This is a genomic window from Rhizobium esperanzae (genome assembly GCF_014197615.1).
Classification (GTDB): Bacteria; Pseudomonadota; Alphaproteobacteria; order Rhizobiales; family Rhizobiaceae; genus Rhizobium; species Rhizobium esperanzae_A.
In genome coordinates this window covers 1-21,175 of record NZ_JACIFY010000030.1, presented here as the reverse complement: position 1 = coordinate 21,175, position 21,175 = coordinate 1, and the positions used below count along the sequence as shown (strand labels likewise).

Genomic DNA, 21,175 nt, shown 5'->3' with positions numbered 1-21,175 from the left:
AGGGGAGGAGCTTCACCGCAAGAAAATTCAGGGAGAGGAATTCCCAAGATGAGCAGCTACACCAATTTCACGCTCGAAACCGACGCCGACGGCATCGCTCTTGTCACCTGGGACATGCCCGGCAAGTCGATGAACGTCTTCACAGCGGAGGTGATGGCAGAACTCGACGCCATCATCGACGCCACGACCGCTGACGCCGCCGTCAAGGGCGTCGTCTTCACATCAGGCAAGTCCTCCTTCTCCGGCGGCGCCGATCTGTCGATGATCAAGTCGATGTTCAGCTCCTATCAGGAGGAAAAGGCAAAGAGCCCGGAAAAGGCGGTGCAGACCCTCTTCGGTCTGGTCGGCCGCATGTCCGGCCTGTTCCGCAAGCTGGAAACCTCGGGCAAGCCGTGGGTTTCGGCGATCAACGGCACCTGCATGGGCGGCGCTTTCGAACTCTCGCTCGCCTGCCATGGCCGCGTCGCCTCCAATGCCAAGAGCGTCAAGATCGCGTTGCCCGAGGTCAAGGTCGGCATCTTCCCCGGCGCCGGCGGCACCCAGCGTGTGCCGCGCCTCGCCAATGCCCAGGATGCGCTGCAGATGATGACCACGGGTCAGTCGCTGACCGGCTCACGTGCCAAGGCGATGAACCTCGTGCATCAGGTGGTCGAGCCGGATCAGCTGATCCCTGCCGCCAGGCAGATGATCAAGGATGGCCTGAAGCCGGTCGCGCCCTGGGACGAGAAGGGCTTCAAGGCGCCCGGCGGCGGCATCTGGACGCCGGCCTCCGCCCAGCTCTGGCCGGCAGCGCCGGCGATCCTGCGCAGGGAAACATCGGGCAATTATCCGGCCGCGCTCGCCATCCTGAAATGTGTCTATGAAGGCCTGCAGGTGCCGTTTGACACCGGTCTCAAGATCGAGCAGCGTTATTTCACCGAGGTGCTGCAGACCCGCGAAGCCTTCTCGATGATCCGTTCGCTGTTCATCTCGATGCAGGAGCTCGGCAAGGGCGCCCGCCGCCCGGCAGGCTACCCCAAGACCGAGCTGAAACATGTCGGCGTCGTCGGCGCCGGCTTCATGGGCGCTTCGATCGCCTATGTCACCGCCGCAGCCGGCATTCCTGTGACGCTGATCGACCGCGACATCGAGGCGGCGGCCAAGGGCAAGACCGTCTCCGAAGGCCTCGTCAAGGACTCTGTCGGTAAGGGTCGTCTTACGCAGGACGAGGCGGCGGCATTGCTGTCGCGCATCACGCCCTCGGCGGATTATGCGGCCCTTGCCAATGCCGATCTCGTCATCGAGGCGGTGTTCGAGGATCGCGAAGTGAAGAAGGCTGTTATCGAAGCGGTCGAGGCCGTGCTGCCGGAAGGCGCGATCTTCGCCTCCAATACCTCGACCCTGCCGATCTCGGGTCTGGCGAAGAATTCCAAGCGCCCGGCCGATTTCATCGGCATCCACTTCTTCTCACCGGTGGAGAAGATGATGCTGACTGAGGTCATCCTTGGAAGCGAAACCGGCGACAAGGCGCTGGCCGTCGCTCTCGATTATGTCGCGGCGATCAAGAAGACGCCGATCGTCGTCAACGACACCCGCGGCTTCTTCGTCAATCGCTGCGTGCTGCGTTACATGTCGGAAAGCTATGACATGCTGATCGAGGGCGTGCCGCCTGTCATGATCGAAAATGCCGCCAAGATGGCCGGCATGCCGGTGGGACCGCTGGCTTTGAATGACGAGGTGGCGATCGATCTGTCGCTGAAGATCCTCAAGGCGACGGTCGCCGATCTCGGCGAGAAGGCCATCGACCCCAGGCATATGGAGCTGATCTCCCGCATGGTCGAAAAGGAGGGCCGCTTCGGACGCAAGAATTCCAAGGGTTTTTACGACTATCCGCCGAAGCCGGCGAAGAAGTCCCTCTGGCCGGATCTCAAAAGCTTCTACCCGCAGAAGAAGGCCGACGAGGTCGACGTCACCGTGCTCAAGCAACGCTTCCTCGTCACCATCGCGCTCGAAGCCGCCCGCACCGTCGAGGAAGGCATCGTCACCGATCCGCGCGAGGCCGACGTCGGCTCGATCCTCGGCTTCGGCTTCGCGCCCTATACCGGCGGAGCGCTCTCCTACATCGACGGCATGGGGGTAAGGGCTTTCGTGGAGTTGGCCGAAAAGTTAGCTGAGGCTTACGGAAGTCATTTCAGGCCGACGCCGCTGCTGAAGGACATGGCCGCCAAGGGAGAGACGTTTTATGGGCGGTTCGATCCCTATGCGAAGGTCGGGAAGGCGGCTTAGGCCGCTTTCGCGGTCTTGGTTTTATGGACTATCTTTGCCGCCGGGCAGAGGGGGTGCCCACAGCGCGACGGCAAAGAAGCCTTCGATTTTCCTCAATCCGCACGAATTCTAATTTTCCCCGCCGACGCCTTGTCACGGACACAATTCCCGATTAAACGTTCAAGCATCGATCTTGCTAGATGAACTTTGAAACGGCGCTTGCGTCTTTCCTGGCGAACTTCCTCCAAAATCGGTTTTCATCGCGGTTCGTACCTTTGTCCGGGCTGCAATCTTCTATGAACGATTCGAAAGGGATATCGTCATGAGCACTGGTACCGTAAAGTGGTTCAACGCAACCAAGGGCTACGGCTTCATTCAGCCGGATGACGGCGCAGCCGACGTTTTCGTCCACATCTCCGCTGTTGAACGCGCTGGCATGCGCGATCTTAAGGATGGCCAGAAGCTGTCTTACGAGCTCGTTCGCGACAACAAGTCCGGCAAGATGTCGGCAGACCGCCTCCAGGCGGCCTGAGCCTTTCAGCGCGTCCTGCTGGACGCGCGGGCTTTGAATATCATCTCCGGATCGTGACCACGGATATACTGGCACGGTCCGTCGAGATGGCAGGGAAGGTCGGGTTAGCCCGGCCTTTTTTTGTATTTGGGTACTTACGGCATGACCTTAAAGAATCCTTCGTCCCTCAGCCTCCAGCCGCCCCGTCACCTTCCAGCATCGCCATCACCCGCCCCATCACCGCCCGCGCCGCATCGAGCTCGCCTGGCGTAAACGCAGCACCCAGCCCATCCGCCCATCCGGCCTGCGCCACCTCGATAACCCCCAGCCGCGCCGCGCCTTCCGCCGTCAGCCGCACCAGCTTGGCGCGCTGGTGCTGCGGGTTGTCGGCATAGGCGATCAGCCCTTCACCCTCCAGCACATCGGCAAGCCGCTGCACGCCCTGGCGGGCAAGGCCGAGGGCGCGGGCGATCTGTGCCACCGACATGTCGCCGCGCCTCGCCGCGGCCAGCACCTGCCAGCGCGCACTTGTCTGTCCCGCGGGCTTGGCCAGCTGGTCGCCGGCCGCCGTCAGATGGCCGGCAAGGCGAAGGGCTGCAATCGCGAAAGCGGAAAAGGCATTCCCCTCCATCGTCCGCTCCGGTCGATTTTGTTTGACAACATGTTGTCGATTCTGTATCTCATCCATAGTGACAACATATTGTCATATCTTGGTGGCCGGTGCAACGGCCAAGGAGGAGGAGCCGATGAAGAAGACCTACAAGGGAAGCTGTCATTGCGGCAAAGTGCATTACGAGGTCGACATCGACCTCGAAGAGGGTACCGGCCGCTGCAATTGCTCGATCTGCGCCAAGCGGCGCTATTGGGGCGCCAACGTCAAGCCGGAGGATTTCCGGCTGATGTGCGACGAGGCGGAAACATCGGACTACCAGTTCAACACGATGAGCGGCCATCACCGCTTCTGCCGCACCTGCGGCGTGTCGGCCTATGGCCACGGTTATGTCGAGGCGATCGGCGGCGCCTATGTCTCGATCAACATCGCCTGCCTCGACGATATCAGTCCTGAGGAACTGGCAGCCCTGCCGGTCCGTTATTACGACGGCAGGCACGATGCCTGGTGGAACGAGCCAGACGTGACGAGTTATCTCTGAAGCAATTTCGGCGAAATTGCGCAATGGCAAGCATCCTTGTCGGATCGTCGTTCTCCCGTGCGTCCTCTGCCTGCAACAGATGAGGAGAGTGGGCATGAGCAACGAAAAGAATGCCAACGTCGAGGAAGAAGCCGTCATCGCCATGCTGATGATGCGGGCCAAGGCGCTAGGCGAAAAGAACACCGGGGATGCGCTTTCCTACGAGGCCGAGGATTCCGTCGAGTTTTCACTGGCGCCGCCGCTCGTCTACAATGGCAAGGACGAGGCGGGCCTGCAGGCCTGGTTCGATACCTGGGAAGGCCCGATCGGCGGCGAAGTGCGCGATGCCAAGCTGACGGTCGGTGGCGATGTCGCCTTCTGGAGCGGCCTGACCCGCATGACCGGCACCAAGACCGATGGCACCGAGGTCGATCTCTGGTTCCGCCAGACGCTGGGCCTCGTCAAGCGGGATGGCCGCTGGCTGGTCGCCCATCAGCACGCCTCGGTGCCTTTCGCCATGGATGGCAGCGGCCGCGCGCTGCTCGATTTGAAGCCGTGAAGCTGGATTCTATTGCATAATTCCGGTTTAGAATAACGGGATATCTTGCATCGCGGGCGGCTAAACTGGAGCTGGATAGTTCCGTCCATAATTCGTGGAGAATAAGAACTTTCTTTTAATAAAATTTTGTAAGCATGGACCTTGGGAGGCCTTCAGTTTCTGCTGGATGACGGTTGTTTAAACCTGCCGGCGAATTGACTTGAGGCGTGCGCCAGTACGAGCATCGGGGCGAGCGGGAACATGCTTTTCAAGTCTACGACAAGCCGCAATCTTTTTTCTGTGGCCGCCTGTGGCGTCATTGCCGTTATTGTCGCTTCCGGTGTGATATTCTATCGGTCATACACCGAAATTCGTAGCAGCAGCATCGAACAGATGCGTCAGATCGCGACAGCCGAGGCGCTGAAAGTCGAAAAGAATATCGGCGGCACCGTGCACATTGTCGATGGGCTGGACGCCGTGCTAGCGACGATGAAGGAACTGGGCGACACCGATCGCGCCAAGGCGGATAAGGTCCTGCTCAACATGCTGGAGGCCAACCCGCCGATCCTGGCGACCTGGACCGGCTGGGAGCCCAATGCCTTCGACGGCAAGGACAAGGATTATGCCGGCAAGGAAGGCCACGATGCGACGGGCCGTTATGTGCCCTACTGGGTGCGCAGCGGCGGCCAGATCACCCATACCGCATTGACGGATTACGCGACGGCCGGGCCGGGCGACTATTATCAGCTGCCGTTCACGCAGCGCAAAACCCTTGTCATCGAGCCCTATTCCTATGCGATCGACGGCAAGGACGTGTTGATGACCTCCGTCACCAAACCGATCATCATCGATGGCAAGGCGGTCGGTGTGGCGGGTCTCGACCTGTCGCTGCAGGACACCAACAAGGCGCTGTCTTCAGTCAGGCCGATGGGAGCGGGCTTCCTCGGCCTGGTGACCAGCGCCGGCAAGATCGTCAGCCATCCGGATGCGAGCCTGATCGGCAAGAACCTTTCGGAGACCGGAGCGAAGACTGCGGATTGGGACCGCCTTATCGCCACGCCCGGTGTCGAGCATGAGGCGACCAACGAGGACGGCAGCGTGTCGCTGGCGATTGCCATCGCCGTCAAGCTTGCCGAGAGCCCGGATTGGTATGCGATCGTTTCGGTCCCGAGGGAAACACTCTTCGGAACTCTCTATGCGGTCGTGCGGGATGCCATTCTCGCCACCAGCCTGGCGGCCGTGCTGCTCGGCCTCGCCGGATGGCTGATCGCACGCCGGTTCGTCGGCCGCATTTCCAGCGTGATCGGCGAAACCGCCGACATCGCCGCCGGCAAACTCGACGTGACCCTGAAGGACGGCGACGCTAGGGATGAAATCGGCGATCTCTCGCGCTCCCTGAAGGCGTTGCTCGAGAGCAACCGCGAAAGAGCGCGTCTGCAGGCCGAGGCAGAAGAACACCGCACGCTGCAGGAAAAGGAGCGTGCGGAGCGCGCCCGGATCGACCAGGCCCAGGAGGCGGACGTCAAATTCGCCGTCGGTGAACTGGCGCTTGGCCTGGCAAAACTTGCCGAAGGCGACATGACGGTCGCACTCGAGCAGCCTTTCGCGGCGACGCTTGACGAGACCCGCACCAATTTCAACGAGTCGGTCGTCAAATTGCGGTCGGCGCTGGTATCGTTCTCGCAGAATGCCGAGGTCATACAAAGCGGCACCGAGGAGATCCGTTCTGCTGCCGACGATCTTGCGCGCCGGACGGAACAACAGGCGGCTTCCGTCGAGGAAACCGCCGCAGCGCTGGAGCAGATCACCACATCCGTCAAGGATTCCACGGTGCGCGCCGAAGAAGCCGGATCGATGGTCGTTCGGACGAAGGAAAATGCCGAACGTTCCGGCCAGATCGTGCAGCGGGCGGTCGCCGCCATGCACGACATCAAACAGTCCTCCAAGTCGATCTCGAACATTATCGGCGTCATCGACGAGATCGCCTTCCAGACCAACCTGCTGGCGCTGAATGCCGGTGTCGAGGCCGCACGCGCCGGTGAAGCCGGCAAGGGTTTTGCGGTCGTCGCTCAGGAGGTGCGCGAGCTGGCGCAGCGTTCGGCCGGCGCGGCCAAGGAAATCAAGACATTGATCAGCTCTTCAGGCGGCCAGGTCCAACAGGGTGTTGCCCTGGTCCGTCAGACCGGCGATGCGCTCGAAGGCATTGTCCAGGAGGTGCAGCAGATCGACCGCAATGTCCACGCGATCGTCCAGTCGGCGCGCGAACAGTCGACCGGCCTTCAGGAAATCAATACGGCCGTCAATCAGATGGATCAGGCGACGCAGAAGAACGCGGCCATGGTCGAGGAATCGAACGCGGCAGCCCACACGCTGGCGACCGAGGTCTCGGCGCTCTCCGGACGCCTGGGCCAGTTCCGGCTCGATATGGGCGCGGGCATGACTTCGGCGACGCCGCGTTCGCATGCTTCGCGACCGGTCTCCTCTCCGAAAATCGTATCGTCGCACACAGCCGTCCCGGTTCCTTCTCCGGCCCGTGCGTTGAAGAAGACGCTGGCTGTCGCCCTTGGTGGCGGCTCAACGGCAGCCGCCCCGGCCGGCGACGGCTGGGAAGATTTTTGATCCGGTCTGCTCAGCGGAACGGAGACAGGTCCCCACTATAGCTCAGGCGGCCGCCTTCCGGCGGCCGGCGCGAATGGCGATCAGCCCGGCGCCCATCAACAGCAGGATTGCCGTCGCATAAATATCCGTCGTCAGCGCATAACCGGCTGATTTCGCCAGGAACCCGGCAAGGATCGCCGGCAGGCTGAAGGCGAGGTAGCTCTGGACGTAGAAGGCGGCAAGCAGGCCGGCCCGCTCGTCCGGTTTGGCAAGCGGCATGATGGTGCCGATCGAGCCGAGGAAATTCGTGCCGAAACCGGCGCCGGTGAAGACGGTGCCGATGATGAGCAGCGGCACGTTGGCAAGATGCACGCCGGCAACGACCGTCAGGATGCCAAGTGTCTTGGCCGACACGCCGAAACCGAGATTGGCCGATGCGCTCTTGGCGCGCCTGAGATAGACGGTGATCGCCCCGCTTGCCATCAGCGCGGTCACCACGGCTCCGCCGGTCAGCGGCGCCCCGCTGCCGGTCGTGCCGGCGACCAGCGATGGAACCAGCGAGAGATAGAAACCGGCGAGCGTCCAGTTGGCGATGTTGATCGGCGTCACCAGCGACAGTGGCCGCTTCACCTGCGGCGGAACGGTGACGCGCGGCATCAGCGAGCCGAGCACCCCCGGCCGCCTGCCGCCGGTCTCGCGCGTCAGCCAGATGCCGGCCGCCTGCAGCGCGAAGGCGGTGAGCAGCAGCGCATAGATCAGATGCATCGGGAAGGGGCCATATTGGATCAGGGCGCTGGTGCCGACCGCGCCCACCGCCATGCCGCAAAGCGGGGCGATCGAATTGACGATCTGCCCCTTGGCCCGATCGACATCGACGAGTGCGGCGCCGAGCGAAGCGCCGGCGATCCCGGTTGCAATACCCTGCACGATCCGCGCCGCGATCAGCCAGCCGGGGCCGCTTGCGGCGACGAAGAGCGCCATGGCGACAATTTCGAGCACCAGGGCGAAAAAGATCACCGGCTTGCGGCCGAGATGATCGGAGATCGAACCGGCCGTCAGCAGTGCTGCCAGCAGCGCGAAGGCGTAGACGGCGAAGACCACCGTGATCAGCACCGGTGAGAGCGCGAAATTCTCCTGATAGATCCGGTAGAGCGGCGTCGGCGCTGCGGAAGCGCCGAAGAAGGTGGCGAGCATCAGCGCATGAAAGCCGATCGAGGGGCGCGGCGCATTCTCTGTAGATTTGGCTGCGGCGAGCATATATAAGCCCCCTTAAAGCTAAGCCGTTGCGTTAGCTTCATGTAATGTAGGTTCTGCGTAAAGGCAAATTATTTGCGTTTATGGTGCTGTCAAAGATTTTGAACTATCGGATCGGGGGATCGGGTTGCAGGCATGGCAGTGAAAGAGAATCTCCGCCCGGGCGGCAGAAGCGCCAGGGTTCAGGCATCGGTGCACAAGGCGGTGCGCGAGCTGTTGGCCGAAATGAGCCGCGCCGAGGTGACGATCCCGCTGATCGCCGCCAGGGCGGGTGTGACGCCGTCGACTATCTACCGCCGCTGGGGCGACCTGCAGGCGCTTCTTGCCGATGTCGCCGTCGAACGGCTGCGGCCGGATATGCAGCCGGTCGATGCCGGCAGCGGCAAGGCCGATCTTCAAGCCTGGGCCGAGCAATATGCCGAGGAAATGTCTTCCGGCCCGGGCCGCGAGATGATCCGCGACGTGCTGGCGGCGCAGGCGGGTGCCAATGCCTGCAAATGCAGCGAATATACCCGCCAGCAGATCGTCGTTATCGCCGAGCGGGCAAAGGCCCGCGGCGGACGGTTTCCTGATGTCGATCTGGTCATGGATCAGCTCGTGGCGCCGATCATGTACCGCATTCTGTTCGGCGACGTGCCGGATGCGGCGCGGGTGCGCGATCTGGTCGCCCGCGTCATGAACACAACGAACTGAGCTTACTCCGCAGCCGCGCGTTTGAGGCCGGATATCTGGGTGATATAGGCGCGCAGCGCCGCCGGCCGCACCGGTTTGTGCTGAACGGCGATGTCGTGCCGCTCAGCCTCGCTGCGCACCTCCGGCGTGCGGTCGGCGGTGATCATCAGGGCAGGGATATCGGCGCCAAACTGCCGGCGCAGATGCAGGATCGCGGCAATGCCGGTTCCGTCGTCGAGATGATAGTCGGCGATGGCGAGATCCGGCGGCCCGTCACGGCCGTCGCTCGATATCACGTCGGCGAGGCAATCGAGTGCCGTGACCTCGCAACCCCAGCCGCTGAGCAGCAGCCGCATGCCTTCGAGGATCTTCGGCTCGTTGTCGATGCAGAGGATTTTCAGCCCCTTGAGCGGCTGCCCCGCCCGGTCGGCGGCGACGGCGGTGGGGGCGGCCTCGGCCGGGCGCGAGACGTCGAGCGGCATGGCGATGCGAAATTCAGTGCCCTTGCCATGTGTCGAGTGCAGTTCGACCGGATGATTGAGCACGCGGGCGATGCGGTCGACGATCGAAAGGCCGAGCCCGAGGCCGGAGGCGGTTTTGGCGCCTTCGTCCAGCCGGGCGAATTCCTTGAACACCGTGCGGAATTTCGACGGCGGAATGCCGATGCCGGAGTCGATCACCTGGATGATCACCTGGTTGCCGCGCCGCCGTGCGCCCACCAGAACCTTGCCGGTGATCGTGTATTTGATGGCGTTGGAAACCAGGTTCTGCACCAGCCGGCGCAGAAGATTGGGGTCGGAGCGGACCCTCAGTGATGTCGGCATGACCACCAGCTTCAGCTGTTTTTCCCGGGCGATCGGCGCAAAATCGGTCTCGATCCGCTCGAGCAGATCGGAAAGTGCGACGGAGGCAAGCCGCGGCCGCATGGCGCCGGTATCGAGCCTCGATATGTCGAGCACGGCGCCGAGAATGGTCTCGACCGATTCCAGCGCGGAATCGATGTTGCGCACGATCGGGCTGTTGTCGGATTGCGCCATGCGCTCGACCAATGCCGAGGAATAGAGCCTGGCGGCATTCAGCGGCTGCAGGATGTCGTGGCCGGCGGCGGCGAAAAAGCGGGTCTTGCCGATATTCGCCTCGTCGGCGGCCGCGCGCGCCTCGGCGAGTTCGTGGTTGACGCGGGTCAGTTCCGCCGTGCGTTCGGCGACGCGCTGCTCCAGCGTCTCGTTTGCCTGTTTCAGCGCCTGGTCGGCGCTGACGCGCTGGGTGATATCGGTGAAGGTGGCGACGATGCCCTTGTCCGGCATGGCGTTGGAGCGCACCTCGATGATCCGCTCGCCGCCGCCGAGCACCAGCGAAAAGGGTTTGTCGAGGGTCAGGAAATGCCGCACCGTCTGATTGAGATCGCCGGGCGCGATATCGCCGCGCTGGCTGAGCGTCGTGACGATGTCGGACAGGGGGAAACCGACCTGGCCGGCACTTTCCGGCAGATCCAGCAATTGCCGGAAGCGCCGGTTCCAGATCGTCAGCCGGTTGGAGCTGTCGAAGACGGCGATGCCCTGGTCCATCTGCGATAGCGCCGTCTGCAGCATGTCCTGGTTATATTGCAGCGCCTCGCTCGCCTGGTCGAGCAGCCAGGCGGTGTCGGAAGAGGCATCCTCGATCTTCTGCAGGATCAGCGACAGCACCAGCCGGGCCGAGGACGAGCCGATGGCGCTGCCGAGCAGCTGTTCGCTGAAATGGATCAGCGCCATGTCGGCCGGCTGCTCGTCCTCCAGCTTGCGGCCCGAGCTTTGCTCGTAGGTGGTGAACGAACGCTGCATCCGCTCTTCGCCGAGATAACGTGAGATCGCCGCCTTGAGATCGCCGACGCTGATACGGGTCTTCCAGCCGCGCGTGGCAAATTGCGAGCGCGAATGCCGTTTGACGAAGATGCCGGCCTGGATGCGCTCCAGCGGCCTGGCATTGCGGGTGAGCGAGCCTACGATGAAAAAGGCGGTGTTGACGAGCAGGCTCATGACCGTCGCATTGACCAGCGGATCGGCATCGGGCGCGGTAAACAGCGTCGTCCCGGGAAAGATGAAGCCGAGCACGGCGCTTGCCACATGCGAATAATCGGGACCGCCGAGCGAGGGCAGGAACAGCAGATAGATCCAGATGACGAAGCCGGAGGTCAGCCCGAGGATTGCGCCGCGTGCATTCGCCCGCCGCCAGATCAGCCCGCCGATCAGGGCAGGGGCGATTTGCGCGATCGCCGCAAAGGAAAGCAGGCCGATCGAGGCAAGACCGGCGGTGCTGTCGGTCGAGCGGTAATAGGCATAGCCGAACAGCAGCACGGCGAAGATGGCGCTGCGGCGGATATTGAGCAGCGTCTTGGCGAAATTGTCGCGCTGGCTGGCGCGGCCGGCGAGTTTGCGCCTGAGGAAAATCGGCATGATGATGTCGTTCGACACCATGATCGACAGCGCCACGGAATCGACGATAACCATCGCGGTGGCGGCGGAGAAGCCGCCGATGAAGGTGATCAGCGACACCAGAGGCATCTGGCCGGCAAGCGGCAGCGACAGCATGTAGAAATCGGCGTTGCCGCTGCCGCCGAAGGTCAGCAGCCCGCCGATCGCCACCGGCAGCACGAAGAGGTTGATCGCGATGAGATAGGTGGGAAACAGGAAACCCGCCAGTTTCAGCTGTTTCGGCGTCCGGTTTTCGACGACCGTCACGTGGAATTGCCGCGGCAGCAGGATGATCGCGAAGGCCGACAGCAGGATCAGCGTGATCCAGCGGCTGATCGGCGTATGGTAGTTCAGCGCCGACATGACAAGCGCATTGTCGATGGTCTTCTGCCAGAGGTCGGCCGGACCGTCGAAGAGAAACCAGATGACGCAGACGCCGGCCGTCAGGAAGGCGACGAGCTTGACGACGGATTCCATCGAGACGGCGAGGATCAGACCGTCCTGGTGTTCCGTCGCATCCGTGTGCCGGGTGCCGAACATGATGGCGAAACAGGCAAGCACCAGCGTGGCGAGGAGCGGCAGGTCGAGGAAATAGAGATTGCCGCTGCCGATGCCGTAATCGGAAGGGTTGACCATGGCGCTGACGGTGCTGGAGATCGCTTTCAGCTGCAGCGCGATATAGGGAATGGTGCCGATCAGCGAGATCAGCGCCACGATCGTCGCGACCGTCGGGTTCTTGCCGTAGCGCGCGGCGACGAAATCGGCGACCGAGGTGAGCTTCTCCGCCTTGGCGAGCTCGATGATGCGGCGAAGCAGCGGCATGCCGAGCGTGAAGACCAGGATCGGGCCGATATAGATCCCGGCAAATTCCAACCCGCGCTGCGCGGCAAGCCCGACGCTGCCGAAATAGGTCCAGGAGGTGCAGTAGATCGCCAGACTCAGCGCATAGACAACAGGCCATCCGCCTTCCAGCGCGCCCGGGCCGAGTGCGCCCGTTCCGCGGTTCTTGCGGTCGCCATAGCTTGCCACGGCGAAAAGCAGGAGCAGATAGCCGAAGGCAGACGCGAATATGACCCAGCCTGGAAGCATTGACCCTCCGCCGGCGGGAAACCCGCCGGGACCTCCCGCAACAGGATCAGCTTAAGTTATTTCAGGGGCTTTGAAAATTCCCGGTCGTCTAGGCCTTAAGTCAAAGAACCCACCGGAGTATGGCGAAATAATTGCGATTGCCGATTGATTAATTGCGGTGAAGATGGTGCTAATAAAAACAATTGCATATCGTTGAACTGCATCAGAGGGAGACGGATCCGATGCTCAATGAGTTCAAGGCCTTTATCGCCCGCGGCAATGTCATGGATCTTGCCGTCGGCGTCATCATCGGCGGCGCCTTCGGCGGCATCGTCAAATCCTTGGTCGACGACCTGATCATGCCGATCGTCGGCGCCATTTTCGGCGGTTTCGATTTTTCCAATTACTTCCTGCCGCTCTCGTCGGCCGTCAACGCGCCGACGCTTGCTGCCGCCCGCGCCCAGGGAGCGGTGTTTGCCTATGGCAGCTTCCTCACGGTTCTGATCAACTTTCTCATTCTCGCCTGGATCATTTTCCTGATGGTCAAGGGGGTGAATACCCTGCGTGCCCAGGTCGAGCGCAAGGAGAAGGCCGCACCGGAGGAACTGCCTCCGCCGCCGGCAGACGTCCAGTTGCTGACCGAGATCCGCGACCTGCTGGCCAAGCGCCCGGCCGTCTGACGGGCTTCCGGCCTGGCCATCCGCCGGGCCGGCACTCATCACCAAAATCGATATGCCATCACTTGTTATCATGGGATTTGCCGGTGCAAATCCGCTATGAAGGCGGAAACCGGAGATATGCATGTCGATCGTCAAAAGCCTCAGCCCGCGCGCCATGGCGGCGCCCGAAAGCGGGATCGTCGAAGTCGTCAATTATGCCCGTGGCCGCGAAGGCCTGCTGCCGCTCTGGGTCGGTGAAGGCGATCTGCCGACGCCCGATTTCATCAGCCGGGCGGCGATGGATGCGCTTGCTTCAGGCGAAACCTTCTACACCTGGCAGCGCGGCATTCCCGAGCTTCGCCAGGCGCTTTCGGATTATTACAGCAGGCATTTCGGTGTCCGGCTCCCGGTCGAGCATTTCTATGTCACCGGCTCCGGCATGCAGGCGATCCAGATCGCCGTGCAGACGCTGACCTCGCCGGGTGACGAATTCGTCTACCTGACCCCCGCCTGGCCGAATATCGCCGCAGCTCTGGAGATCGCAGGCGCACGTTCGGTCGGTGTCGAGCTGCAGTTCGAAGGCGGCAAATGGGCAGTCGATCTCAACCGCATCGAAGCCGCCATCACGCCGAAGACCCGGGGCCTCTTCATCAACACGCCGTCGAACCCGACCGGCTGGACGGCAACCAGGAAGGATCTGGCCGATCTCCTGGCGCTGGCCCGCAAGCATGACCTCTGGATCATGGCCGATGAGATCTATGCCCTCTATTATTTTCCGGGCGGCCGGGCGCCCTCCTTCCTCGACGTGATGGAGCCTGACGACAAGATCATTTTCGTCAATTCCTTCTCGAAGAACTGGTCGATGACCGGCTGGCGCGTCGGCTGGATCGTGGCGCCGCCCGAGATGGGCCAGGTGCTCGAAAATCTCGTGCAATATTCGACATCGGGCGTTGCCCAGTTCATGCAGAAGGGCGCCGTCGCCGCGCTGGATCAAGGCGACGATTTCGTGCGCGCCAATATCGCCAAGGCGGCCCGCTCCCGCGATATTCTCTGTGATGCGCTTGTTGCCACCAACCGCGTCGAGACGCTGAAGCCGGACGGCGCGCTATACGCCTTCCTGAAGATCGACGGCGTCACCGACAGCCGCCGCGCTGCCATCGATATCGTCGACAAGACGGGCGTCGGCTTGGCTCCCGGAACCGCGTTCGGCGCCGGCGGCGAGCTCTTCCTGCGCGCCTGTTTCCTGCGTGACCCCGCCCAGGTGGCGATCGCAGCCGAGCGTCTTTGCGATTATATCCTCAAGCTCTGAGCAGCGGTCCGGCGGGTCATTTTGTGCCGGAATCGCCGGATCGATAAAACTTGAGCAAAGCCCGAAATCGGCCTCTAACCACAAGTCCAAACATACCGGTTCAAAGGCCCTCCAAAGGCCGTTCGATAACAAAATTGGAAAGAAAAACCGGGCCTGATGCCCCTGCTATAAAACAAAAGCAGGGATGCGGGACATGGCGGTTTTGGTGACGGGCGGCGCCGGATATATCGGCAGTCACATGGTTTGGGCGCTGCTCGATGCGGGCGAGGATGTGGTCGTGCTCGACTGCCTCTCCACCGGCTTTCGCTGGGCCGTGGCGCCGGCGGCGCGTTTCTATCTCGGCGACGTCGCCGATCCCGACATATTGAAAAAGATCTTCATCGAAAACGACATCGAGGCGATCATCCATTTTGCCGGCTCCGCCGTCGTCCCGGTCTCGGTCGCCGATCCGCTCTCCTATTACGACAACAACTCGGGCAAGACCCGCGCGCTGCTGAGCTCCTCGATCAAGGCCGGCATCCGCAACTTCGTCTTCTCCTCGACGGCGGCCGTCTACGGTCAGCAGAAGAGCGACCTGCCGGTGAAGGAGACGGCCGTCCTCAATCCGGAAAATCCTTACGGCCAGTCGAAGCTGATGACCGAATTCATGCTGCGCGATGCCGCCGCAGCCTATGATTTCAACTATGTCGCGCTTCGTTACTTCAACGTCGCCGGCGCCGATCCCGACCATCGTGCCGGCCAGTCGACATCAGGCGCCACCCACCTGATCAAGGTTGCCTGCGAGGCAGCGCTCGGCCGGCGCGACAGCGTCAGCGTCTATGGTATCGATTATCCGACCCATGACGGCACCGGCGTGCGCGACTACATCCATGTCACCGACCTTGTCGAGGCCCATCTGAAAGCGCTGCAGCACCTGCGCAGGGACAAGGGCTCGCTCGTTGCCAATTGCGGTTATGGCAGCGGTTATTCCGTGCTCGACGTGCTGAACATGGTCACGCGCCTGCACGGGCATTCCTTCAAGATCCACATGGCGCCGCGCCGCGCCGGCGATTCGGCAAGCGTCGTCGCTGATGCTTCGCTCGCTCGCCAGGTGCTCGGCTGGAAGCCTCGGCACGATTCGCTGGAAACCATCGTCCAGAGCTCGCTCGATTGGGAACTGTTCCTGGCAAACAGAAACGTCGACGACCTGCAGAGCATCCACCGGGCACTCGCCGCCGCATCTTTCTGAAGCGCTCCCGGCGAGAGTGCGCATCGGCCTGTTGATCATCCCCGTGCCTGCGGGACCTGCATGACATGACGTGAATAGAGAAAAATCGAGCATCTCCTGGCCCCGGCCAACGGAAACAAGAGAAGATGAGGAACTTTCTAGCCTCGTTGAGGCTGCAAAAAGACAATCCGACCTTTCTGACGGCACAGTTCCAGGCCCTGTCGTCGCAGATCCCCATTCTCTATGTTCTCTTGATCATCAATGCCCTTGCGGTGGCAATCACCCATCTCCAATCCGCGCCTCTCTGGCTCTCCTGTTATATTCCGGTCGGCTTGAGCATCGTCTGTATTTTCCGGCTCTGCTGGTGGGAGACACGAGGCAAGGACATTACCGCCGAGCGGGCCTACCGGCTGATGAAGGTCACCATAGCCGGAGCCTGCATCCTGTGCGTTGCTTTCGGCGGCTGGGCGATCGCGCTCTACCGATATGGCGATGCGTATCAGCAGGGCCAGATCGCCTATTTCCTGGTCGTCACCGGGATTTCCTGCATCTTCTGCCTGATGCATCTGCCGCTGGCGGCGGTGCTCACCACGGTCATCACCTTCTCGGCGATGGTCGCGACCTTCATGTTCTCGGGCAATCCGGTTTTCGTCGCGACCGCCGTCAGCGGTCTTTTCCTGATCCTGCCGTTTCTGCGGGTGATCGACAGCTATTTCCAGAACTTCGTCGGCCTCGTGCGATTGACCGAGGAGTTGAAGCAGAAGCGGGCGGAAGCCGAGGACCTGAACCTCGTCAACAGCCGTAACGCCCTGCACGACCAGCTGACCGGCCTTGCCAACCGCCGCAGTTTCTTTCTCTCGCTGGAACAGCGGCTGCAGAAGCACCCGTCCCGGCCGCCCATCATCGGTATTCTCGATCTCGACGGCTTCAAGCCCGTCAACGACGTCTTCGGCCATGCCGCCGGCGATCTCGTGCTCAAGGAGACCGCCCGCCGCTTTACAGCGCTGGTCGGCGAAGAGGGCATCGTCTCCCGTCTCGGCGGCGATGAGTTCGGCATCATCTTCCCCTGTTCGATGACACGCCAGGCAATCGCCGATCTCGGCCAGGCGCTTTGCGCCGCTGTCCGCGATCCCTATGAAATCCCCGATGGCTCGGTCCGGGTTTTCGGCTCCTGCGGCATCGTCTATCCCGACGCCGGCGAATACACCGCCGAAGATCTCTACGAAAAAGCCGATTTCGCCCTCTACCAGGTCAAGAGCAAGCGCAGCAGCGGCGTTGAATTCTTTTCAGCCGAGCACGAGAAGATCCTGACGCAGCGCCACCTGATCGAACTCGAGCTGCAGGCAGGCGATTTCGCCCGGGAATTGAAACTCGATTATCAGCCGATCGTCGAATTGAAGAGCGGCCGCGTCGTCGGTTACGAGGCGCTCGCCCGCTGGGACAGTGCCCGCTTCGGCCGCATCAGCCCGGAAGCCTTCATTCCGGCTGCCGAGCGCACCGCCGTCATCGGCCGCATGACGCGCATCCTTTTCGCCAAGGCGCTCGAAGCGCTGGCGATCATTCCCCGCCATCTCAAGCTCTCCTTCAATCTTTCGGCGCGCGATATCTGCGACCACGAGACCTCGATGGCGCTGCTTGCCATGATCACCCGTTCCGGCATCGATCCCAGGCGAATCGAATTCGAAATCACCGAGACGGCGCTGCTCTCCGATTTCGACACCGCCGACGAGGTCATATCGATGCTGCGCGCTGCAGGCATCTCGATCGCGCTCGACGATTTCGGCACTGGCTATTCCAGCCTCAGCCATATCCATCGCCTCGGCTTCGACAAGCTGAAGATCGACAAGGCCTTCGTGATGAATTTCGATCGCGACGCCCGTTGCATGAATATCACCCGCTCGGTCGCCAATCTCTGCCAGAATCTCGGCATCGCCTCCGTCGCCGAGGGCGTCGAAAGCGAAACGATCGCTGAAGGGTTGAAGGCGATGGGCGTTCGCCTGGCGCAGGGCTATCATTTCTCGCGGCCGCTGCCGCTGGAACTGGCCATCGATTATGCCGCCCGATGCGACGCGGCCGCCGCCGCCCGCAATTCGCTGTCTGCCTGAACCGAGCTTGAATCGACTGGAGCGGCGCCTCGTCCTCGGCTATTCCTAGTCGGGAGCAATTCCAGCAAAAGTGTGCCGCGGTTTGCGTCCGGAATTGCGCAAAAACAAAAAGCTGGAGGTGAACCATGCAGGACGGCGAACGGTCGGGCGAAGTCATCATTGAACGGCGGGGGACTGCGGGCGTGATCCGGCTCAACCGGCCGCGCGCGCTGAACAGCCTGACGCTGCCGATGATCCGTGCGATCGCCGAAGCGCTGCATGCCTTTGCCGGTGATCCCGCGGTGGCGAGCGTCGTCATATCGGGGGAAGGCGAACGCGGCTTCTGCGCCGGCGGCGACATCCGCGCTTTGCATGAGAGCGCGCGTACCGGCGATGGCCTGGCGGCAACCTTCTGGCGCGAGGAATTCCGCCTCAACCATCAGATCGCCTCCTATCCCAAACCCTATGTCGCGCTGATGGACGGCATCACCATGGGCGGCGGCGTCGGCCTGTCGTCACACGGCCGCCACCGCATCGTCACCGAGCGCACCCGCCTCGCCATGCCGGAAACCGGCATCGGCTATGTCCCGGATGTCGGCGCCACCTGGCTGCTGCCGAAGGCGCCGGGCGAGGCCGGAACATGGCTCGGTCTGACGGGGCTCGATATCGGTGCCGCCGACGCGATCCATGCCGGGCTTGCCGACCTTCAGATCGCTTCGCCGCGGCTTGCCGCGGTGATCGATGCCCTGTCGGGCCTGCCACGCGGCAGTTCGTCGAGCAATGTCGATACCCTGTTGCGGGGGCTTTCCGAGCCTCCGGCAGAAAGCCGGCTCAGGCAGAATGCGGCCTTGATCGACCGCGCCTTTCGTTTCGACACGGTCGAGGAGATCATGGCAGCACTATCAGGCGAAGAGGGCGATTTCGCCGCCGAGACGCGCCGGGTGCTGTCGACCCGTTCGCCGACCAGCCTGAAGCTCGCGTTGCGGCTGCTCCGGGCCGGCCGCCGCAGCGTCTCGCTTGCCGAATGCCTCGACCGCGAACTCGGCGCCTGCCTGCAGATGCTGGATAATCCCGATTTCTTCGAAGGCATCCGCGCCGCCGTCATCGACAAGGACCGCAATCCGAAATGGTCGCCGGCCTCGGTCGAGGCCGCAACGGTCGAGCGTTTCCTCAAACCGGCCGAACCGCCGCTTTCGCTCTAACGACCGCCTACCGCCACATGCCGCGCATGCGCGCGCCGACATCGATACGCACCTGCCGCGCCTGCGCTTGAGCGGCGGCATCCGATTTCACCTGCGGCCAGCTGCAGGCCTCGAAGAACTGCAGCAGTGTTGCCGGGATGAAGCGGCTGCGTGAGGCATAGACGTGCCGATCGCCCTGCGAATTCTGCCCATAGGTAAAGAAGCGTTGCGGCACCACCAGATCGAGGCCGTCTCTTGCCCGCGTCATCGCGACGTAGAGCAGCCGGCGTTCCTCCTCGATTTCGGCGGTGGCGCCGACGGCGAGATCGCTCGGAATGCAGCCGTCGACGACGTTCAGCATGAAGACCCTCGTCCATTCCTGGCCCTTGGCGGAATGAATTGTGGAAAGGATGAGATAATCCTCGTCGAGCAGCGGCACGCCGGCCTGGTCGCTGGTCGCATCCGGCGGATCGAGGGTGAGCTCGGTTAGGAACCGCTCGCGCGAGGCATAACCGCCGGCGATCTGTTCGAGCTGCAGGAGATCGGCCTGCCGGGTGGCGGCGTCCTCATGCAGCCGTTCCAGATGCGGCGCATACCATTGCCGTGCCAGGCCGATTTCCGCCGGCCAGCCGGCCTTGCCGGATTTCAGCTCCTGCAGCATGGCAACGAAATCAGTCCAGTCCTCGCCGGAGCGCGGCGGCGCCGGCATTTCGGCCAGCGCCGATATCGGCCTCGCATCCTCGGCCATCAGGTCGAGCGCCTTCTGCGCCGTCGACGGCCCGACGCCCGGCAGGATCTGCATCAGCCGGAAGCCCGCCACCCGGTCGCGCGGGTTCTGGGCGAAACGCAGCGCGGCCAGCATGTCCTTGACATGGGCGCTGTCGAGAAACTTGAGGCCACCGAACTTGACGAAGGGAATGTTGCGCCGGGTCAGCTCGACCTCCAGCGGCCCGCTGTGATGCGAGGCGCGGAAGAGCACGGCCTGCTGCTTGAGTTTCAAGCCTTCTTCGCGATTGTCGAGCACTTTGTCGGCGATATAACGCGCCTGCTCGGCCTCGTCGCGCACCGAAACGAGGCGCGGCCGCTCCGCCGATTGCCGCTCGGTCCACAGGTTCTTGGTGAAACGCTCCGAGGCGAGATCGATGACGGCGTTGGCGGCCGTCAGGATCGGTTGCGTCGAGCGATAGTTGCGGTCGAGCGTGACGATATTGGCGGCCGGGCTGAAGGCGGCGGGAAAATCGAGGATGTTGCGCACCGTCGCCGCACGGAAGGAATAGATCGACTGGGCATCGTCGCCGACGACGGTCAGCCCCTGGCCTTGCGGCTTCAGCGCCATCAGGATCGAGGCCTGCAGCCGGTTGGTGTCCTGATATTCGTCGACCAGCACATGGTCGAAGCGGCTGCCGATATCCTCGGCAATCACGCTCTCGCCGACCATCTGCGCCCAGTAGAGCAGCAGGTCGTCGTAATCGAGCACGTTCTGCGCCTGCTTGGCCTCGACATAACAGGCGAAAAGCTCGCGCAGCTGTTTCTCCCAGGTCGCGCACCAGGGAAAGGCGTCGCGCAGCACCTCATCGAGCGCCGTTTCCGAATTCACCGCCCTGCTATAGATGGCAAGGCAGGTGCCTTTGGCCGGAAACCGGCTTTCGGTTTTGGAAAAGCCGAGATCGTGCCGGATGAGGTTCATCAGGTCGGCGCTGTCTTCGCGGTCGTGGATGGTGAAATCGGCGTCGAGGCCGATCTGCTGTGCATAATCGCGCAGCAGCCGCGCGCCGATGCCGTGGAAGGTGCCGGACCAGGAGAGCGCGTCGGCCATGACGCCGGCATTGGTACCCAGCACATCGCGGCAGATGCGCTCGACGCGGCGCGCCATCTCGGCGGCTGCCCGGCGCGAGAAGGTCATCAGCAGGATGCGGCGCGGATCGGCGCCCTTGACGATCAGATGAGCGACCCGATGCGCCAGCGTATTGGTCTTTCCCGAGCCGGCGCCGGCAATGACCAGCAGCGGCCCGGCAATATGGCTGCCGTCGGTGAGCGTGCCGTGTTCGACGGCCATGCGCTGCTGGGGGTTAAGCTTTTCGAGATACATCCAGCCGTCCGGTCGGGCTTCCGCAGAATCACTGGGGAAAGATTAGATGTTCCTTGAATGTTCGCGATTGTCTGTTCTGTCAAGTCTAGCAGGCTGTTGAAGAAGTCTCCTGTTTGGCCTTTAGTATGGCCTCGTCGCCGTTGTGGTATGCGAACGTGATTTCGATCGTGCCATCGTC

Annotated in this window: 15 protein-coding genes; 11 read left to right on the top strand and 4 right to left on the bottom strand. The window is 62.6% G+C overall.

What is annotated here, in order from left to right; translation table 11 throughout:
* Positions 1 to 48: 48 nt before the first annotated feature.
* Both GGD57_RS27685 and GGD57_RS27680 read left to right on the top strand, forming a co-directional pair.
* The gene (locus tag GGD57_RS27685) at positions 49 to 2,265 is read left to right on the top strand and encodes a 3-hydroxyacyl-CoA dehydrogenase NAD-binding domain-containing protein (protein ID WP_184473363.1); all 2,217 of its coding nucleotides are present in this window, start codon (positions 49 to 51) and stop codon (positions 2,263 to 2,265) included.
* A gap of 301 nt (positions 2,266 to 2,566) precedes the next feature.
* The gene (locus GGD57_RS27680; RefSeq protein WP_010064266.1) at positions 2,567 to 2,776 is read left to right on the top strand and encodes a cold-shock protein; all 210 of its coding nucleotides are present in this window, start codon (positions 2,567 to 2,569) and stop codon (positions 2,774 to 2,776) included.
* A gap of 166 nt (positions 2,777 to 2,942) precedes the next feature.
* Here the strand turns inward: GGD57_RS27680 and GGD57_RS27675 are convergent, their stop codons facing one another.
* The gene (locus GGD57_RS27675) at positions 2,943 to 3,386 is read right to left on the bottom strand and encodes a MarR family winged helix-turn-helix transcriptional regulator (protein ID WP_246713751.1); all 444 of its coding nucleotides are present in this window, start codon (positions 3,384 to 3,386) and stop codon (positions 2,943 to 2,945) included.
* 115 nt (positions 3,387 to 3,501) lie between these two features.
* Between GGD57_RS27675 and GGD57_RS27670 the strand changes: the two genes are divergently transcribed.
* The 3 genes from GGD57_RS27670 to GGD57_RS27660 all read left to right on the top strand — a co-directional run bounded on the left by GGD57_RS27670 (position 3,502) and on the right by GGD57_RS27660 (position 7,042).
* Positions 3,502 to 3,906: a GFA family protein gene (locus tag GGD57_RS27670; RefSeq protein WP_184473361.1), complete on the top strand. Its 405-nt coding sequence runs from the start codon at positions 3,502 to 3,504 to the stop codon at positions 3,904 to 3,906.
* 94 nt (positions 3,907 to 4,000) lie between these two features.
* Positions 4,001 to 4,444, top strand: a complete 444-nt coding sequence (locus tag GGD57_RS27665) for a YybH family protein (RefSeq protein WP_184473360.1) — start codon at positions 4,001 to 4,003, stop codon at positions 4,442 to 4,444.
* 240 nt (positions 4,445 to 4,684) lie between these two features.
* The gene (locus tag GGD57_RS27660) at positions 4,685 to 7,042 is read left to right on the top strand and encodes a methyl-accepting chemotaxis protein (protein WP_184473359.1); all 2,358 of its coding nucleotides are present in this window, start codon (positions 4,685 to 4,687) and stop codon (positions 7,040 to 7,042) included.
* Positions 7,043 to 7,084: 42 nt separating this feature from the next.
* Here the strand turns inward: GGD57_RS27660 and GGD57_RS27655 are convergent, their stop codons facing one another.
* On the bottom strand, positions 7,085 to 8,278 hold the full coding sequence (locus tag GGD57_RS27655) for an MFS transporter (RefSeq protein ID WP_184473358.1): 1,194 nt from the start codon (positions 8,276 to 8,278) through the stop codon (positions 7,085 to 7,087).
* Positions 8,279 to 8,410: 132 nt separating this feature from the next.
* Here GGD57_RS27655 and GGD57_RS27650 point away from each other — a divergent pair, with 132 nt between their 5' ends.
* Positions 8,411 to 8,968 (top strand): TetR/AcrR family transcriptional regulator, encoded by a 558-nt coding sequence (locus GGD57_RS27650; protein WP_184473357.1) that lies wholly within the window; start codon positions 8,411 to 8,413, stop codon positions 8,966 to 8,968.
* Between the two features lie 2 nt (positions 8,969 to 8,970).
* Here GGD57_RS27650 and GGD57_RS27645 read toward each other — a convergent pair whose 3' ends face one another.
* The gene (locus GGD57_RS27645) at positions 8,971 to 12,489 is read right to left on the bottom strand and encodes a PAS domain-containing hybrid sensor histidine kinase/response regulator (RefSeq protein WP_184473356.1); all 3,519 of its coding nucleotides are present in this window, start codon (positions 12,487 to 12,489) and stop codon (positions 8,971 to 8,973) included.
* 221 nt (positions 12,490 to 12,710) lie between these two features.
* Between GGD57_RS27645 and mscL the strand changes: the two genes are divergently transcribed.
* The 5 genes from mscL to GGD57_RS27620 all read left to right on the top strand — a co-directional run bounded on the left by mscL (position 12,711) and on the right by GGD57_RS27620 (position 18,929).
* On the top strand, positions 12,711 to 13,148 hold the full coding sequence (gene mscL, locus GGD57_RS27640; protein WP_184473355.1) for a large conductance mechanosensitive channel protein MscL: 438 nt from the start codon (positions 12,711 to 12,713) through the stop codon (positions 13,146 to 13,148).
* A 121-nt stretch (positions 13,149 to 13,269) separates the two neighbouring features.
* Positions 13,270 to 14,436, top strand: a complete 1,167-nt coding sequence (locus GGD57_RS27635) for a pyridoxal phosphate-dependent aminotransferase (RefSeq protein ID WP_184473354.1) — start codon at positions 13,270 to 13,272, stop codon at positions 14,434 to 14,436.
* A gap of 193 nt (positions 14,437 to 14,629) precedes the next feature.
* Positions 14,630 to 15,664: a UDP-glucose 4-epimerase GalE gene (galE, locus tag GGD57_RS27630; RefSeq protein ID WP_184473353.1), complete on the top strand. Its 1,035-nt coding sequence runs from the start codon at positions 14,630 to 14,632 to the stop codon at positions 15,662 to 15,664.
* A 125-nt stretch (positions 15,665 to 15,789) separates the two neighbouring features.
* Entirely contained in the window at positions 15,790 to 17,748 is a 1,959-nt protein-coding gene (locus GGD57_RS27625) for a putative bifunctional diguanylate cyclase/phosphodiesterase (RefSeq protein WP_184473352.1), read from the top strand.
* A 125-nt stretch (positions 17,749 to 17,873) separates the two neighbouring features.
* Positions 17,874 to 18,929, top strand: coding sequence for an enoyl-CoA hydratase/isomerase family protein (locus GGD57_RS27620; RefSeq protein WP_184473351.1), 1,056 nt, complete (start codon positions 17,874 to 17,876; stop codon positions 18,927 to 18,929).
* A gap of 7 nt (positions 18,930 to 18,936) precedes the next feature.
* Here GGD57_RS27620 and GGD57_RS27615 read toward each other — a convergent pair whose 3' ends face one another.
* Positions 18,937 to 20,997 carry an ATP-dependent helicase gene (locus GGD57_RS27615; RefSeq protein ID WP_184473350.1) on the bottom strand — a complete coding sequence of 687 codons (2,061 nt, stop codon included), beginning with the start codon at positions 20,995 to 20,997 and terminating at the stop codon, positions 18,937 to 18,939.
* Positions 20,998 to 21,175 lie beyond the last annotated feature (178 nt).

Coding starts and splice junctions, on each gene's coding strand:
- GGD57_RS27670 (WP_184473361.1), top strand. CDS start 3,502: ATGAAGAAGACCTACAAGGGAAGCTGTCATTGCGGCAAAGTGCATTAC.
- GGD57_RS27615 (WP_184473350.1), bottom strand. CDS start 20,997: ATGTATCTCGAAAAGCTTAACCCCCAGCAGCGCATGGCCGTCGAACAC.
- GGD57_RS27665 (WP_184473360.1), top strand. CDS start 4,001: ATGAGCAACGAAAAGAATGCCAACGTCGAGGAAGAAGCCGTCATCGCC.
- mscL (WP_184473355.1), top strand. CDS start 12,711: ATGCTCAATGAGTTCAAGGCCTTTATCGCCCGCGGCAATGTCATGGAT.
- GGD57_RS27675 (WP_246713751.1), bottom strand. CDS start 3,386: ATGGAGGGGAATGCCTTTTCCGCTTTCGCGATTGCAGCCCTTCGCCTT.
- GGD57_RS27625 (WP_184473352.1), top strand. CDS start 15,790: ATGAGGAACTTTCTAGCCTCGTTGAGGCTGCAAAAAGACAATCCGACC.
- GGD57_RS27655 (WP_184473358.1), bottom strand. CDS start 8,278: ATGCTCGCCGCAGCCAAATCTACAGAGAATGCGCCGCGCCCCTCGATC.
- GGD57_RS27635 (WP_184473354.1), top strand. CDS start 13,270: ATGTCGATCGTCAAAAGCCTCAGCCCGCGCGCCATGGCGGCGCCCGAA.
- GGD57_RS27620 (WP_184473351.1), top strand. CDS start 17,874: ATGCAGGACGGCGAACGGTCGGGCGAAGTCATCATTGAACGGCGGGGG.
- galE (WP_184473353.1), top strand. CDS start 14,630: ATGGCGGTTTTGGTGACGGGCGGCGCCGGATATATCGGCAGTCACATG.
- GGD57_RS27685 (WP_184473363.1), top strand. CDS start 49: ATGAGCAGCTACACCAATTTCACGCTCGAAACCGACGCCGACGGCATC.
- GGD57_RS27680 (WP_010064266.1), top strand. CDS start 2,567: ATGAGCACTGGTACCGTAAAGTGGTTCAACGCAACCAAGGGCTACGGC.
- GGD57_RS27660 (WP_184473359.1), top strand. CDS start 4,685: ATGCTTTTCAAGTCTACGACAAGCCGCAATCTTTTTTCTGTGGCCGCC.
- GGD57_RS27650 (WP_184473357.1), top strand. CDS start 8,411: ATGGCAGTGAAAGAGAATCTCCGCCCGGGCGGCAGAAGCGCCAGGGTT.
- GGD57_RS27645 (WP_184473356.1), bottom strand. CDS start 12,489: ATGCTTCCAGGCTGGGTCATATTCGCGTCTGCCTTCGGCTATCTGCTC.